Annotated in this window: 12 protein-coding genes; 6 read left to right on the forward strand and 6 right to left on the reverse strand. The window is 69.9% G+C overall.

Annotated features, from left to right (window positions below; translation table 11 throughout):
• Positions 1-102 precede the first annotated feature (102 nt).
• On the forward strand, positions 103-939 hold the full coding sequence (locus ENSA5_RS14220; RefSeq protein ID WP_106392195.1) for a hypothetical protein: 837 nt from the start codon (positions 103-105) through the stop codon (positions 937-939).
• Between the two features lie 265 nt (positions 940-1,204).
• Here ENSA5_RS14220 and ENSA5_RS37670 read toward each other — a convergent pair whose 3' ends face one another.
• Complete coding sequence (locus tag ENSA5_RS37670; RefSeq protein WP_181197746.1) at positions 1,205-2,431, reverse strand: homospermidine synthase; 1,227 nt, start codon at positions 2,429-2,431, stop codon at positions 1,205-1,207.
• Positions 2,432-2,543: 112 nt separating this feature from the next.
• Here ENSA5_RS37670 and ENSA5_RS14230 point away from each other — a divergent pair, with 112 nt between their 5' ends.
• The 3 genes from ENSA5_RS14230 to ENSA5_RS14240 are packed head-to-tail and all read left to right on the forward strand — an operon-like array spanning position 2,544 to position 5,743.
• Positions 2,544-3,482: a spermine/spermidine synthase domain-containing protein gene (locus tag ENSA5_RS14230; protein ID WP_106392196.1), complete on the forward strand. Its 939-nt coding sequence runs from the start codon at positions 2,544-2,546 to the stop codon at positions 3,480-3,482.
• Between the two features lie 15 nt (positions 3,483-3,497).
• Positions 3,498-4,559, forward strand: coding sequence for a hypothetical protein (locus tag ENSA5_RS14235; protein WP_106392197.1), 1,062 nt, complete (start codon positions 3,498-3,500; stop codon positions 4,557-4,559).
• On the forward strand, positions 4,556-5,743 hold the full coding sequence (locus ENSA5_RS14240) for an MBL fold metallo-hydrolase (protein ID WP_106392198.1): 1,188 nt from the start codon (positions 4,556-4,558) through the stop codon (positions 5,741-5,743). The genes ENSA5_RS14235 and ENSA5_RS14240 overlap by 4 nt, the downstream gene beginning before the upstream one ends.
• A 20-nt stretch (positions 5,744-5,763) precedes the next feature.
• Here the strand turns inward: ENSA5_RS14240 and ENSA5_RS14245 are convergent, their stop codons facing one another.
• Genes ENSA5_RS14245 through ENSA5_RS14255 form a run of 3 tightly spaced genes read right to left on the reverse strand, consistent with a single transcriptional unit; the run spans position 5,764 to position 8,008 of the window.
• Positions 5,764-6,624 carry a bile acid:sodium symporter family protein gene (locus ENSA5_RS14245; protein WP_106392199.1) on the reverse strand — a complete coding sequence of 287 codons (861 nt, stop codon included), beginning with the start codon at positions 6,622-6,624 and terminating at the stop codon, positions 5,764-5,766.
• The gene (locus ENSA5_RS14250; protein WP_106392200.1) at positions 6,621-7,466 is read right to left on the reverse strand and encodes a sterol desaturase family protein; all 846 of its coding nucleotides are present in this window, start codon (positions 7,464-7,466) and stop codon (positions 6,621-6,623) included. Before ENSA5_RS14250 ends, ENSA5_RS14245 begins: the two co-directional genes overlap by 4 nt.
• Entirely contained in the window at positions 7,463-8,008 is a 546-nt protein-coding gene (locus ENSA5_RS14255) for a TetR/AcrR family transcriptional regulator (protein WP_181197747.1), read from the reverse strand. Before ENSA5_RS14255 ends, ENSA5_RS14250 begins: the two co-directional genes overlap by 4 nt.
• Before the next feature lie 112 nt (positions 8,009-8,120).
• Here ENSA5_RS14255 and ENSA5_RS14260 point away from each other — a divergent pair, with 112 nt between their 5' ends.
• Positions 8,121-9,794 carry a GAF domain-containing sensor histidine kinase gene (locus ENSA5_RS14260; protein WP_106392202.1) on the forward strand — a complete coding sequence of 558 codons (1,674 nt, stop codon included), beginning with the start codon at positions 8,121-8,123 and terminating at the stop codon, positions 9,792-9,794.
• 31 nt (positions 9,795-9,825) lie between these two features.
• Positions 9,826-11,493: an acyl-CoA synthetase gene (locus tag ENSA5_RS14265; RefSeq protein WP_106392203.1), complete on the forward strand. Its 1,668-nt coding sequence runs from the start codon at positions 9,826-9,828 to the stop codon at positions 11,491-11,493.
• A gap of 156 nt (positions 11,494-11,649) precedes the next feature.
• Here the strand turns inward: ENSA5_RS14265 and ENSA5_RS14270 are convergent, their stop codons facing one another.
• Together ENSA5_RS14270 and ENSA5_RS14275 are read right to left on the reverse strand one after the other, a co-directional pair.
• Positions 11,650-13,281, reverse strand: coding sequence for a long-chain fatty acid--CoA ligase (locus ENSA5_RS14270; RefSeq protein ID WP_106392204.1), 1,632 nt, complete (start codon positions 13,279-13,281; stop codon positions 11,650-11,652).
• A gap of 1,013 nt (positions 13,282-14,294) precedes the next feature.
• Complete coding sequence (locus ENSA5_RS14275) at positions 14,295-15,728, reverse strand: DUF6986 family protein (protein WP_106392205.1); 1,434 nt, start codon at positions 15,726-15,728, stop codon at positions 14,295-14,297.
• Positions 15,729-15,792 lie beyond the last annotated feature (64 nt).

Here is a 15,792-nt window from a genome sequence, read left to right on the forward strand (position 1 = left end):
GCAGGGTTCATCCACTGGACGCCCCTCGTCGCTCGCGCTCAAGGCCATGGCTCCGCGTCACGTGGTTGTCGTCGCGTTCGCTCGCTCGCTATCATTCCGGCCATGGGCGAGGGTGAGGGCGACCGGGCGCAGCCCGCGGGAGCTCGTGCGATGTACGGGCGGCTGTTCATTTTCAGCCTGGTCACTTACGTGCTCGCCTTCGTGCTCACGACGATCGCCCACGAGTTCGGACACGGGATCCTGTCTGCGGTCCTCGGTGGCGACCCCATCGTCCATCACGTCTACGTGGAGCACCACGGCCTCGAGGGCGGACCTCGGGCGGCGGCGTCCGCGGCCGGTCCGCTGGTCAGCTTGCTGCAAGGGGCGGCGCTGTGGTTGGTCCTGGCCAGGAGCACACGAGGCCCGAGCGTTGCTCGGCTGCTCGTGTTGTGGCTGTGCCTGCATGGCTTGATCAACTTCTTTGGCTATTTGATCACGACCCCCTTCGTCCCCAACGCCGACATCGGCAAGATCGCAACCTGGCTCGAGCTCCCCGCCCTCGCTCGCTGGGCCCTGTGCGCGATCGGCCTCGGCGGGATCACCTGGATCGGCTATTGGTCCCGGGCGCCGCTGTTGTCGTTCGTGGTCGAGGCCGAGACCGATCTGGACCTGGCCGCCCGAACCCGTCACGTGTACCTCACGGGTGTCGGGCCGTGGCTCCTCGGTTGGCTCGTCATCGCCCTTGCGAGCTGGCCCGCACCCCACTGGATCACCTACGCCTACCCCTTCTTCGCGGGCTTTTTCCTCATCACCACGGTCAAGGCGATCGGCGGGGCCCCGGTCGAGGGGGCCGCGCCCGCGTGGGTCAAGGCTCCGCTGTGGCCGTGGCTGCTGCTGCTCGCCGCCGTGCTCGTGATCTTCGCGACTGTACTTCGACCGGGCGTGGCCCTGGCCGGCTGACCCCGCGAGGACCGTCGAGGAAAGGGGGGCGGATCCGGGGTGAAGCCGCGGTCCCCGACCGGCGAGCCCATGCGCTCGGGCACGGTCCGCAGGTGCTCTTCGCCGAGACAGCGGAAGCGGTGGAGAGCGGCCCCCGAGTGGACGACTCGGTCGACGGTGTGGTCGCGGAGCAGATTCAGGGCGTCTGTGAGCGCCTCGCCGTCGAGCTGCGAGCTGGTCTGCACCGGGGCAGGGTTTTACAGGCGCGGCGCCCAGTCAGGGGCGTTCAGGCCGGCCCAACGCGGCGCTTTGCGACCGCGCGCGGGACCGCGTCGCGATCCCAGACAACCCGCAGCGGGCCCAGGACCTGCGCGGCGAGCCCGAGCGTGCGGGCCGTGTCGAGCTCCTCGGGCAGGTAGACCCCGGGCGCGGCCGTGCGCAGCTCGGACCACCCGGCGAGGACCCCGGCGGCGACCTGCAGCAGCGTGGCGTTGGTCGAGTAGGGCAGGGCGTCGGCCACGGGCGTGTCCCAGCCGACCCACAGCTCGCCGAGGGTCCGACTGCACAGCAGCGCGCCGAGCCGGTTGAAGCCGCGCAGATCCTCGAGGTGGTCGGGCGGGTAGAGCCGCCGCGTGGGCCAGTCGTCGGGCAGGCGATCGGGCGCGGCCGCGAGCGCGGCCCTCGTCGCGGGCGGGGGTCGGTAGCAGTAGGCGAGCTCGACGCTGGGGTACATGGCCCCGAGGCTGACGAGCTCCTCGTGGGGCACGATGTGGCCGTGGATCAGCTCGTCGCCGCAGCGGGCCTCGTAGAAGGCCCGGTGCGGCGGATGATCGAGGACCGCGGGCTCGCCGTTGACGGTCATCATCGCCTCGGGCTCGAGGATCTCGTCGAGGCAGCCGTCGGGGCACCACGTGCACGGGAAGCGCTCGCTGGCGGGCTCGAGCGGCGTGGTCGTGGTCGTGGCGTCGAGCTCGGTCAGCAAGATCGCGTACAGATCGAGGGCGTCGAGGCTCGGCGCCCGGCCGCTGCGCGTGGCCAGCTCGTGGAGCCCGCGCGCGACCAACACGTTGATCAGCCCGGGGTTCATGCCCATGCACAACAGATGCACGCCGACCTCGACGTCGGGCGGATCGAAGAGCGCGCGGGATCGCAGCATGCAGCGGGCGTCGTCGGGGTCGAGGAGCTCGGTCCCCTGCCAGGTGTCGTAGGCGGTCGTCAGGTAGCTCGCGCCGACCTCGGCGCACGCGCTCATGCAGTCCCAGGTCCCGACGACCGCGAGCTCGATGACCTCGTCGGGGCGGTGCTCGCACAGCAGCCGCGCGATGTCCTGCTTGTTGTCGAGCTCGGTCGCGGGCAGCCAGCGGGCGAGGTCGGGCGTCGGGGTTGCGTGACTCGCGGGCGCGCGGTCGTGGAGCAGCAGCTCCGAGGTGCCAGGCAGCAGCGCCTGGCCTAGCGGGTGACCCTCGAGAAGCGCTAGTGTGGCCCTGCCAACTCCGCCAGCGGCGCCGAGCATCAGCACCTTGCGAGATCCGGGAGCCTGTGCGCCATGATTCGCCAAGGCGGGGTAGTCATACCACTCGACTCGCGCGGCCGTCGAGCGCGGCCCTGCCCAGCAAGAACCAGCAGTGAGCACACGGACGATAACCGAGCCCCTCGGCCAAGGTGTCAGCGTCACGTACACGGTCGGCGAGGTGATCGCCGAAGGCCAGACCGCGTATCAGCACTACGTCATCGCCGACACCCCGGCCTACGGTCGGACCTTGTTCCTCGACAGCCTGATCCAGTCGTCGGCGGTCGACGAGGCCCTGTACCACGAGCCGCTGATCCACCCCGGCGTGCTGCTCCACGGCGGGCCCAAGCGGGTCCTGGTCGCGGGCGCGGGCGAGGGCTCGACCATGCGCGAGCTGCTCAGGCACCCCTGCGTCGAGCATATCCTGACCGTCGACCTCGACGCCGAGGTCGTGGAGGCGTGCAAGCAGTATCTGCCCGAGTGGCACCAGGGCTCGTTCGACGATCCTCGGGTCGAGCTGCGCTTCGAGGACATCCAAGACACCCTCGCGCGGTCCAAGGACGGCGAGTGGGACATGATCGTGCTCGACATCACCGATCCGGTCGAGGAGGGCCCGTCGGTCGATCTGTTCACGGTCCGCTTCTACTCCGAGGTCGCGCGCGTGCTCGCCGACGACGGGATCGTGACGATGCAGTGCGGCGAGCTCGATCCCGTTGACATGCGGGTGTGTCGGACCGTGCGCACGACCCTGTCCGAGGTGTTTCCGTGGCTTCGGATCATGCAGACCTACGTGCCCTCGTTTCACTCGCTGTGGGGCATCGGCATGTGCGCCAAGCAGAAGTTTGACACCGAGCCCGCCGATCTCGGTGAGCGGATCGCGGCGATCGAGGGCCTGCGGATGTACGACCTCCAGACCCACCGCGCGCTCTTACACCTGCCCAAATTCCTGCGCGAGCAGCTCGAGCAGCCAGGCAAGATCGTGACCGGAAGTGGCGAGCGTCGGTTGATCAGCTATGACGTGCGCGGGACCGGCGTCAACGACGGCGAGTCCTGAACCTGCGACAACGACATGAACGAGGCGACGCCGTGGAGTCGGACCAACCAGCTGATCATCGCCGCGGCGGCGGGTCTGGGCGTCGAGGCCGAGGCGATCGCCAGTGAGCACAGCGACTTCTTCTTGCGCTTGCGCTGGCCGGGGCCGCCTCCGCGGGCGGTGATCGTGTCCAAGACCCGCTCGCCCTTCTTGACCCAGGTCGCGCAGACCCTGGCCAACAACAAATTCGCGTCGCGTGAGCTGCTCGCGGGCGAGGGGCTGCCGGTGATCACCAGCGCGCTGTTCGACGAGGCCCACGACCCGCGGGTCCACGGCCACGCGGCCACGCGGGCGCGGGCGCAGCTGAGCGCGCACGGCCGCGTGGTCGTCAAGCCCAACTGGGGGAACCGCGGGCTCGGGATCACGACCGCGGTCACGGGCTTCGACGAGCTGTGCTCGGCCTACGCCCTGGCCCGGGCCTACGATCGCGACGAGGAGGTCCTCGTCGAGCCCTTCGTGGCCGGCATCAACCTGCGCGTGACGGTCATCGGCGGGCGGGTCGCGGCGGCGGCCGAGCTGCGCAGGCCGCAGCTTCGCGGTGACGGCTGCAAGACCGCGGCCGCGCTGCTCGCCGAGCTCAACGCTGACCCGCGGCGCGCGAGCTGGGATCGACCGCGGCTCGTGGCCCTCGATCGGATCGAGCCCGAGCAGGTCGCCGAGCGCCTCGCGGTCGCGGGCCTCGAGCTCGACGAGGTGGTCCCGAGCGGTGTGCGCGTGGAGCTGAGCTTCGAGGAGATCGAGGTCGTCGATCGCAGCGACGAGCTCGACCCGGGCTGGGCCGCGGTCGCGATCGCGGCCGCGGGCGGCCTCGGTGTCGACGTCGCGGGCGTCGATCTGCGCGGCCCCGCCGAGGTGCTCCTGGGGGGGGCGGAGCTCGGTTCGCGGCGCGCGGGCGTGCTCGAGGTCAACGCGCTCCCGGCCCTGCACCTGCACGCCCTGCCGACCTCGGGTCGGGCGCGTCCGGTGTTCGAGGACTTCGTCGCCTACTGCCTCCAGCTGCCTGGCGCGCCGCCTGTGTGCGCGCAGGTGCGGGTATGAGCGCGCCCGCGCCCAAGCGGCTCGCGCGTCGCCGCCGTCGTCGTCGGATCGCGCTGGTCTCGCTCGCGCTCACCCTCGGGTTCGGGCTCGTGGTCCTCGTCCAGGCGTGGGTGCCGATCGGCAAGGCCGCGCAGGGGGCCCGGCTCGAGCGCATGAAGGCCTCGCCGCAGTGGCATGGGGGCGAATTCGAGAACCCGCAGCCGCTGTGGAACGACGCCTGGGGCATGGTCACCGAGATGTTCTCGGCCAGCGACTACGGCCGCCCGGCGGCGGCGATTCCGGTCGTGAGCGGCGACGCGGCGCGCTTCGACCAGCCCCCGTCCACGGGCCTGCGCGTGACCTGGCTCGGGCACTCGACGCTGCTCGTGGAGATCGACGGCCACCGCGTGCTCACCGATCCGATCTGGGGCCCGCGGACGGCACCGCTGACCTGGCTCGGTCCCGAGCGCTGGTACCCGCCCCCGATCCCGCTCGCGGAGCTCCCGACGATCGACGCGGTGGTCATCTCCCACGATCACTACGACCACCTCGATCAGCCGACGATCGACCGGATCAAGGGCTGGGACACGACCTTCATCGCCCCGCTCGGCGTCGGCGCGCACCTGGCCTACTGGGGCGTGCCCGAGAGCCAGATCGTCGAGCTCGACTGGTGGCAGCAGACCCGCGTCGGCAGCCTCGACATCGTCTGCGCGCCCGCCCGCCACGCCTCGGGTCGGCAGCTCTTCGATCAGAACGCGACGCTGTGGGCCGGCTACGCCTTCGTCGGCCCGGACCACCGGGTGTTCTTCTCCGGCGACACCGGGCTGTTCCCGGGCATGACGGAGATCGGCGACAAGCTCGGGCCCTTCGATCTGACCATGATCGAGGCCGGGGCCTACGGCCAGGCGTGGCCCGACTGGCACATCGGGCCCGAGCAGGCCGTGCGCGCGCACCAGATGCTGCGCGGGCAGGTCATGCTTCCGGTCCACTGGGGGCTGTTCAACCTCGCCTACCACGGCTGGACCGAGCCGATCGAGCGCACGCTCGTGGCCGCCGAGGCCGCTGGGGTCCGGGTCGCCGCGCCGCGTCCGGGCCAGAGCTTCGAGCCCGAGGCGCTCGGGCCGGGTCCGGTCGAGCGCTGGTGGCCCGAGGTCCCGTGGCGGAGCGCGGACGAGTATCCGATCGTCTCGACGGCGGTCGACTGAGCTCGCGGCGAGCCCGACCGTCACAAACTGCGCGTCGGCTCGGGCGCTCGCAGCCGCCACCACAGCGCGATCCCGAGCGGGATCACGAAGGCGACGAAGCCGAAGGCGAGCACGGTCGCGTTGACGACTGGATCGCGAAAGAAGGTCGAAGCCAGCATCAGCGCGACGGCGACGTTGCGGCACGAGGCGACCAGCGCCCCCGCGCGGGCACTGGGCACGCCGCCAGCCCCGGCCGCGAGGTAGCCGAGGGCCAGCGCGGCCAGGGTCGTGGTGAGGATCGCGGCCCAGGTCGCGGCCGAGATGGTCAGGAACAGCTCGCCCTCGATGACCAGCAAGGTGATGACCAGGAGGCCGAGGATCGCGTTGGCGACGGCGCTCGCGTAGGGGGACAGGCGCGCGGCGATCGTCGCGTCGCGTCGCCGAATCAGCATCCCGAGCGCGAGCGGGACCAGCTGCAGGACCATCAAGGTCCCGACCATGGGCGCGACGGGGACGCTCGCGCCCCGGGGCAGCTCGACGGCGATCGACAGGCAAAGCGGCGTCGCAACCACCCCGAGCGCGGGCAGCAGGATCGTCATGCTCGCGGCCAGCGGGAGGTCGGCGCGGGCCGTGTTCGAGTACAGGGCGCTCGTCGGGCCGCCCGGCGCCGCGGCGCACAAGAGCACTCCGACCGCGATCTCGGCCGGGAGCGCGAGCCCGCGGACCAACGCCCAGGCGAGGCCCGGGATGACCAAGACGTTGACGACCACGGTCCAGGTCAGCATCGCCGGGCGGGTCCGGAGCTCGGCGATCTGCGTGGGTCGCAGCTCGAGCCCGATCGCGAACATCAGCGACACGACCAGCCCGGCCGAGCCGACCGCCTGGAGCAGCGCGGGGTTCATGGCGGCGTGCGCTCCTGGGTGGGGGCGAGCGCGGCGGCGTGGGGGCGGCCATGAAAGGGCCACAGCAGCTCTTGAACCCAGCTCGCGGGCTCGACCTCCTCGAGCCCGAACGCGGCCGGTCGGTCTGGGCTGATCTTGGCGGTCCCAAACAGGACGTCCCACAAGAACAAGAAATTGCCGTAGTTGCCCTTGTAGTGGGTGACGCCGTCGGCGGCGTGCTTGCCGTGGTGGGCGGCGTGGGTGCTCGGGGTCGAGATCGTACGCACGACCACCCACATCAGCCCGCGCAGCCACCTGCGCGGACTCTTCAGCAGCCTGGTGTCCCATCCGACGCTCGAGTGGGCGCCGATGATGACCGCCATCTTGGCGATGTAATAGACGTAGTAGACCGGCGCGAACCCGAGGTACAAGAGCAGGCCCGAGAGCCACAGGCCCGGCATCATCGCGTAGTAGAGCAGGTTGTTGCGATAGACCACGCGGACCGAGAGGTACTCGGCCGAGTGGTGGGCGCGATGCAGGAGGTAGAGCTTCGGGCGGCTGTGCGAGAGTCGGTGCCACCCGTACTGGGTGAGGTCGTCGGCGATCAGCAGGGTCAGGAACATCGCCCAGCTCGGCCAGTGGGCGAGGGCGTCGGCGCTGCCGGGCGCGGCCGCCTCGGTCGCCGCGGCCGAGGCGGTCATGATCAGCGGCAAGATGACGACGGGCAGCCCGATGCCCGCGCCGATGTCGAGGGCGAGATCCTTGGCCGTGGTCTGATCGCGGAACAAGAACCGACCCGCGGCGATCTCGACGAGCGCGAACGCGATGAAGATCAGCACGATCACGACTCGGTAGTCGATCATACTGCCTCGGTCCTGGGAGACTGGGCGTCGAGGCGGGCGAAGATCCGCTCGAGGGCGCCGTCGCGGGCGGCCTCGAATTGGGCCTCGCTCAGCTCCAGCGCCGCGCGGATCCACGGCCCGAACACCAGCGCGCCCAGACCGAGGGCGAGCCCCTCGGCGATCCCCGCTCGCGCCGCCTCGAGATCACCGGGCGCCGCTTCACGCAGGCGCGCCACGACCGGGAAGGCCGTCTGGAGCTGCTCGGGCAGATCACCGTCGAGCAGCGCCCGGGCCAGGATCTTGACGAAGCGGGGGTCGCTCTCGGTCATCCGCAGCGCCGCGAGGCCGACCTCGCGCAGCGAGCTCCCGGGCGGGACCTCGAGGCTCCGGTAGAGCGACGCAGACAGCCGCTGGAGCACCGCCGCGCGCAGCCCGGCCTTGCCCCCGAGATAGTGGTGAACCAGGCCATGGTTGACGCCCGCGCGGCCAGCCACGGCTCGAAGCGGGGCGTCGCCCTCGGCGGCGAAGAGATCGATCGCAGCCTCGACGAGCGCTTTGCGCACAGCATGTGGGCCTCGCGTAACCGCCATGGAACAGAGTTTTAGACATCTGACTAAAAATCACCAGGAGAGTTGACGATCATCTCTAACCTCTTGAAATTCTATAGTAGCGGCCTTGCGGGAGATCGGGATCACGGACAGGGCCATCGACGTGGCCTCCTTGCTGGAGGCGGCCAAGTCCCTCGCCGAAGATCTGCGGCTGCCCGAGGTTATCAGCCGGGTCATGACGATCGCGCTGATCAACGCCGCAGCGGAGCGCGCCGTGCTGCTGCTCGCGGCCAAGGGCGAGCTCTCGCTGGCGGCCGAGGCGAGCGTCGAGGGCACCACGGCCTACGTAGAAGACCCGCCCCTGCTCGCGGACATCGCTGAGCGTGTGCCCGCGTCGCTGCTGTACGACGTGCTGCGCACGGCCAAGCCGATCGTCGTCCACGTGAGCGGGCAGGAGCACCGCTACTCATCCGAGGCCTACTTTCGCGGTCGAGAGCTCTCGGTCCTGTGTCTGCCGATCATCAGGCGCGGTCGCCCGATGGGGCTGCTCTACTTCGAACACAGCCTCAGCCCAGGGGCTTTTGATCGGGACCGGGTCGAGCTGCTCGGGCTGCTCGCGGGTCACGCCAGCAGCGCGCTGGAGAACGCGCGGCTCTACGAGAACCTGCGCGACAGCGAAATTCGCTGGCGCTCGCTCGTCGATCAGCTGCCCGACTACGTCGTCCTCGTCGGTCGCAACGGCAGCCTCGAGTATGTCAACGCCGCGGCCCGACCGACGCACACCGCCGACTTTCAGTTCAACGCGCGCGAATTCGTGACGGGTGAGGGCGCCGAGACCGTGACCGCGGCCGTGGAACGGGTCCTGCGCGGGGGCACCCAGGAGGCGCTCGAGGTCCGGGTCGAGCTCAGCGGCGCGGCGCCGCGGTGGTACGCGGTCCGCGTGGCCCCAATCGTGATCGACGGCGAGATCGATCGAGTGATCGTGGTCTCGACCGACATTGACGATCGCAAGCGCGCGGAGGCCCAGCGCGACCGCTTCGAGGCCCAGCTCCGCCAGCAGCAGCGCCTGGACTCGATCGGGATCCTGGCCAGCGGCGTGGCCCACGAGATCAACAACCCGGTCCAGGGCATGATCAACTACGCCGAGCTGATCTCGGAGTCGGCGGCCGCCGACGCGGGGATCCGCGAGCTCGCCCGCGAGATCCGCCACGAGGGTCGGCGGGTCACCACGATCATCCGTCATCTGCTGGCGTTCTCGCGCCGGGATCCGAGCGAGCTCAGCGGCCAGCCGGGCGACCTCGGCGAGGTGACGACGGTCGCCGAGATCGTCGAGGGCACCTTGTCCCTGGTCCGCGTGGTCCTGCGCCGCGACCAGATCAACCTGAGCGTCGAGCTGCCCGACGATCTGCCCGCGGTCGTCTGTCGTAGCCAGCAAATTCAGCAGGTCATCATGAACCTGGTGACCAACGCTCGCGACGCGCTCAACGCTCGCTGGCAAGGCTACGACGTGAACAAGGCGATCGACATCGGCGCCCGCGCGCTCGAGGGCGAAGACGGCGAGCCCTGGCTGTGCATCGAGGTGTCCGACACTGGCGGCGGCGTGCCCGAGGCGGCCGCGGCCCACATCTTCGACCCCTTCTTCACGACCAAGGGCCGCGACCAGGGCACGGGCCTGGGCCTCGCGGTCAGCCACGGCATCGTCAGCGACCACGGGGGGCGCCTCGTGCTCGACAACCGCCCCGGCGTCGGCGCCAACTTTCGGATTGAGCTGCCTTGTGCCGCCGCGCCGAGGGGCGCGTAAGATCAGCCAGTCTCACGCGAGAGGACGGACCGTGACCGAGCGCAGCATCTACGATCAGGACCTCGACAAGAACCCCGCCAACCACCGGCCGCTGACGCCGCTCAACTTCCTCCCGCGCTCGGCCCGGGCGTTCCCGGACCACCCCGCGATCATCCACGAGGGCCCGGGCGCGCGCCAGCGCTGGACCTACGCCGAGTTCTACGCCGACGCCCGACGCCTGGCCTCGGCCCTGTCCGCGCGCGGCATCGGCCGCGGCGACACGGTCGCCGTCATGCTGCTCAACACGCCGCCGATGCTGATCGCCCACTTCGGCGTGCCGATGGCCCAGGCGGTGCTCAATTGCCTCAACGTCCGCCTCGACGCCCGGATCATCGCGTTCTCCCTCGACCATGGCGAGGCCAAGGCGATCATCGTCGAGCGCGAGTTCGTGGGGGTCGTCCGCGAGGCCCTCGAGCTGATGAAGGGGCCGCGGCCGCTGGTCATCGACTACGTCGATCCGACCCACGAGTATCTGGACGACGGCGCCGAGCCCCTCGGTGAGCTCGACTTCGAGGCGCTGCTGGCCGAGGGCGACCCGGCGTTTGCGTGGCAAGGTCCGGTCGACGAGTGGGACGCGATCGCGCTCAACTACACCTCGGGCACGACCGGCGATCCCAAAGGCGTGGTCTTTCACCACCGCGGCGCGTCCTTGCTCGCGACCGGCAACGTGGTCACGACCGGGATGACCAAGCACCCGGTCTACCTGTGGACGCTGCCGATGTTTCACTGCAACGGCTGGTGCTTCCCGTGGTCGCTCGCGCTCCTCGCCGGGACCCACGTGTGCCTGCGCCAGGTCCGTGAACAGTCGATCTGGGCCGCCGTCGCGACCCACGGCGTCACCCACATGTGCGGCGCGCCGATCGTCATGGCCGTGATCGTCGGCGCCGCCGACGAGGTCAAGCGCCCGCTCGAGCGTGTGGTCGAGTTCTTCACCGCCGGGGCCCCGCCACCCGAGGCGGTGCTCGCGGCGATGGCCGAAGGCGGGTTCAACGTCACCCACCTCTACGGGCTGACCGAGAGCTACGGCCCCGCGGTGGTCAACGACTGGCAGGCGAGCTGGGACGCGCTCGAGCCTGGCCCGCGCGCGGCGATGAAGGCCCGCCAGGGCGTGCGCTACCAGGCCCTCGAGGGGCTCACGATCATGGACCCCGAGACCCTGACCGAGGTCGCGGCCGACGGCGAGACCCTGGGCGAGGTCATGATGCGTGGCAACGTGATCATGAAGGGCTACCTCAAGAACCCCGCGGCGACCCAGCGGGCCTTCGCTGGGGGCTGGTTTCACACGGGCGATCTCGGCGTCATGCACCCCAACGGGTACATCCAGCTCAAGGATCGGTCCAAGGACATCATCATCTCGGGCGGCGAGAACATCTCGTCGATCGAGGTCGAGGACGCGCTCTACAAGCACCCGGCGGTCGCGGCCGCGGCCGTGGTCGCGATGCCGCACGACAAGTGGGGCGAGACGCCGTGCGCCTTCGTCGAGCTCCGCGCGGGCCGGGACCACGACCCGAGCGTCGAGGACATCATCGCCTGGTGCCGCGAACAGCTCGCGCACTTCAAGTGCCCGCGCCGCGTGGTGTTCACCGAGCTGCCCAAGACCTCGACGGGGAAGATCCAAAAATTCAAGCTCCGCGAGCGGGCGCGGACGCTCGCGGGCTGAAGACTCAGTAGCTGTCGAGCTCGCCCGGGCACAGCTGCGGGGAGGTCCCGAGCGCGAGCCGGCCGATCGGCGCCGAGGGATCGGGGCTCGTCGCGCTGACCTCGAGCTCGCCGGTCTCGACCCGTAGCGATCGAGGCCGACGCCATCAAATCACCATCACTGCGGCGAGCTACTCGCGCTAGCACTCGCGAGCTCGTCGCGCAGCGTCCGCTTGAGGAACTTGCCGGTCGCGCCCCGGGGGATCTGGTCGCGGACCACGTAGCCGTCGGGTAGCCACCACTTCTCGAAGCGCTCGGCGAGGTAGGCCGTGAGCGCGGCCTCGTCGATCGTCGCGCCCTCCTTGGCCACGACGACCGCGAGGGGGCGCTCGGTCCACTTGGGGTGGGGCACGGCGATCACCGCGGCCTCGGCGATGTCGGGGTGGCCCATCAGCGCGTTCTCGAGCGCGACCGAGCTGATCCACTCGCCGCCGGACTTGACCAGATCCTTGGTCCGGTCGGTGATCTGCATGTAGCCCTGGGCGTCGATCGTCACGACGTCGCCGGTCCGAAACCAGCCGTCGTCGGTCCACTTCTCGCTCGCGTCGACGCCACCGTGGTAGGAGCCGGCGATCCACGGGCCGCGGACCTGGAGCTCGCCCATGTGGACGCCGTCCCACGCGACCTCCTGGCCCTCGTCGTCGACGATGCGCATGTCGACGAAGGGCGGGGCGGTGCCCTGCTTGGCCCGGATCTTCAGCTGCTCGGCCTCGGGCAGCGCGGCGTGCTCGGGGCGCAGCAGCGACACGGATCCGAGCGGCGTGGTCTCGGTCATGCCCCACGCGTGGATGACCCGCATGCCCATCTGGTCCATGGTCGAGATCATCGACTCGGGCGCCGCCGATCCGCCGACGACCATGCGCAGGCCCGGCTGCAGCTTCCACTTGTCGGGGTGTTGCTCGACGAGCTTCATGATGCCCATCCAGATCGTCGGGACCCCGGCCGAGACCGTGACCTGCTCCTTGGCGTAGAGGTCGAGCAGCGCGTCGGGCTGGAGGTGCGGGCCCGGGTGGACCTGCTTGGCGCCGACCATCGTCGCGGTGAAGGGCAGGCCCCAGGCGTTGACATGGAACATCGGTACGACCGGGCACAAGGTGTCCTGGATCGACAGATCGAGGCTGTCGGGCAGGGCCGAGCCGAAGCAGTGCAAGACCGTGGCCCGGTGGCTGTAGACGACGCCCTTGGGCCGCCCGGTCGTGCCCGAGGTGTAGCACATGCCGATCGGGTCGAGCTCGCTCGCGGGCGGCGGCGTCCAACTCTCGGGCGCGCCCTCACCGATCAGCGACTCGAAGTCGACGCAGCCCTCGGGCAGCTCCGCGTCGGTCCAGCGGACGACGAAGATCCGCTCGAAGGGCGGCTTGTCGCCAAACTTGGCCAGCAAGGGCAGGAGCACGTCGTCGATGACCAAGAAGCGATCGCCCGCGTCGGCGACGATGTAGCCGAGGTCTTCGGGGGACAGGCGCAGGTTGAGGGTGTGGTAGACGCCGCCGGCCATTGGCACGCCGAAGTACACCTCCATGTGCGCGTGGTGGTTCCACATCAAGGTTGCGACGCGGTCGCCCTTGGTGAGGCCGGCGTCGATCAGGCCCTTGGCCAGGGCGCGGGACCGCTGGAGGAGATCGGCGTAGGTGTGGCGGACGAGCGATCGATCCGGGGCCTGGCTGACGATCTCGACCTTGGCGAACAGCCGGGCGGCGCGCTCGATCAGATGGTTGGTCGTCAGCGGGTAGTTCATCATCGTGGCGTGCATGTTGGGCTCCAGGACTGGGATGATGCCAGAAGCTGCGGTCACGGTGGGGGGGGGAGTACGGAGTCGTGGATGAGGCTTTGTCGTGGCCGTTGGGGGTCCGCGCATGGCCACAGGAGGTCCGAGTTCGGGGCGTCGCCTCTCCATCTGGGGTGCAGAAGGCTCTTGGTGCGAAATCACCACGTCGGTCGGCTGAGCGTCGGAGGTGCTTTTCGTACGGCGATACCCCGAACTCGGACAACCTGCGGCCTTTTTTGCGCTCTGCTCTTTGCGGGGGGTGACCCCGCTCCGAACCCCTGAGGGGAGTCGTGGATGAGGCTTTGTCGTGGCCGTTGGGGTCCGCGCATGGCCACAGGAGGTCCGAGTTCGGGGCGTCGCCTCTCCATCTGGGGTACAGAAGGCTCTTGGTGCGAAATCACCACGTCGGTCGGCTGAGCGTCGGAGGTGCTTTTCGTACGGCGATACCCCGAACTCGGACCACCTGCGGCCCTTTTTGCGCTCTGCTCTTTGCGGGGAGTGACCCCGCTCCGAACCCCTGAGGGGAGTCGTGGATGAGGCTTTGTCGTGGCCGTTGGGGTCCGCGCATGGCCACAGGAGGTCCGAGTTCGGGGCGTCGCCTCTCCATCTGGGGTGCAGAAGGCTCTTGGTGCGAAGTCACCACGTCGGTCGGCTGAGCGTCGAAGGTGCTTTTCGTACGGCGATACCCCGAACTCGGACCACCTGCGGCCTTTTTTGCGCTCTGCTCTTTGCGGGGGGTGACTCCGCTCCGAACCACTGGGCACCATCCCGCCGCCAGACAACCGCGGAACGGACTTTTCCGCCCCCGAGCGCGGCCCAAGGACACAGAAAACTGCGTTCGAGCCCCCTTTAGGGGGCCACGCAAACGATGGCGAAGCTCATGCCAGCCCACCGAGAGAGGGAGCGCAGCGACCGAACGACCGGCCGCTTGCGGCCGTGCGTGGCAGAGTCGCTGACGGCTGTGGGGGTCTAAAACAACAACTGACGGTCGCGGGGGTTTAAAGTCCCTCGTCGCGGCGGTTGGCGAGGATCTCGATGAAGGAGCGCGTGCGCAGCTCGGCCTCGGTCAGGCCGGTGACCGCGAGCTCTTCGAGCGACACCGCGCCGCAGCTGAGCGCACGCAGGAAGTAGTTGAGCAGGCCCTGGCCGGTCGCGGCGTCGTCGAACACCTCGCCGACGAGGGTGGCCTTGGCGGCCTGGTCGACGAAGTTGCGCAGGCGCGTGGCCGCGGCCTCGAAGCCGTCGAGGAAGAACGCGTAGCAGGCCGCGTAGCGGACCGGGAGCTGGGCGGGGTGCAGATCCCAGCCCTGGTAGTAGCCGCGCGTCAGCGAGCGCTGGATGTGATGGTGGCTCAGGCGCCAGGCTCCGTGGACGGCGGCTTGGTTCTCGCGGGTCTGCTCGGCGGTCAGGTCGCTGCCGCGATGGAGGGGGACGGGCATGACGTTGGTCGCGCCGTCCGACAAGAACACGCCGGTCTCGGCGAACCCGGCCTTCATGAGATCGAGGGCAAAGTCGCAGGCCGGGTGATCCATGCGCTGGTGGGCGGCCGTGACCCCGTAGCTGGCGGTGAAGTCGTAGGTCCCAAAGTGGGCCCCGACGCAGCGACCCTCGGCCGCGTCGACCAGCAAGGGCAGGAGCAGCTGGCCGCGCTCGTCGAACAGCCCGTGGGCGAGCTCGATCATGAGTTCGAGCTTCAGGGTCCCGGGCTCGAGGTCGAGGCGGCGCTCGAGGGCCTCGAACATCCGGACCAGGGTCGAGACCTGCTCGGGCACGGAGATCTTGGGCAGGGTGACGACGAAGTTGTCGGGCAGGCGCCCGGCCTCGCGGACCACGGTGCTGACAAAGAGATCGAGGGTTCGCGCCGCGCGGATCAGGGTCGCGCCCTCGAGCGGCTTGATGCGGATGCCGCAAAAGGGCGGCAGCGTGCCTGCTGCCAGACCCGCCGCGACCTCCTGGGCGGCCGCGACCGCGGTCGCGTCTTCTTCGTCGTCGGGCCGGTTGCCGTAGCCGTCTTCGAAGTCGAGGCGAAAGTCCTCGACCGGCTCGTCCTCGAGCTTGCCGCGGACGCGGTCGTAGACGGCGATCGCCAGCCAGGTCTCGGGGTCGTCGCGGCGCAGGGCCTCGGGATCGGTGATGTAGCGCGACTTGGCCGCGGCCTCGTCGTCGGCGAGCTCGCTGGCGCCGGGCAGCCCGAGCGCGCGGGCGAAGGTGAAGGGGTCGGGGCCGTAGGTGTCGAGGCTGCGCAGCGCGAGCGCGCCGAGCTTGGCCGCCGAGTCACGCGAGAACAGGTGGGCGCCGCCGTAGACCACGTGGACGGGCTGGCGGGTGCTGGGCTCGCCGGGGTGGCGCGCGTTGAAGCGATCGGAGGCGGCCTCGAGCGCGGTCAGGGTGTCGGCGAGCTCGTCGGCCAGGGTGCTCTCGTAGGTGGTCATCTCGTTGTCGGTTCCTGACTCGGGCCTTGGACCCGAGTCCTTCGCTTGGCTCGGGCCCACAGCT

This window comes from Enhygromyxa salina (assembly GCF_002994615.1).
Taxonomy (GTDB): Bacteria; Myxococcota_A; Polyangia; order Nannocystales; family Nannocystaceae; genus Plesiocystis; species Plesiocystis salina_A.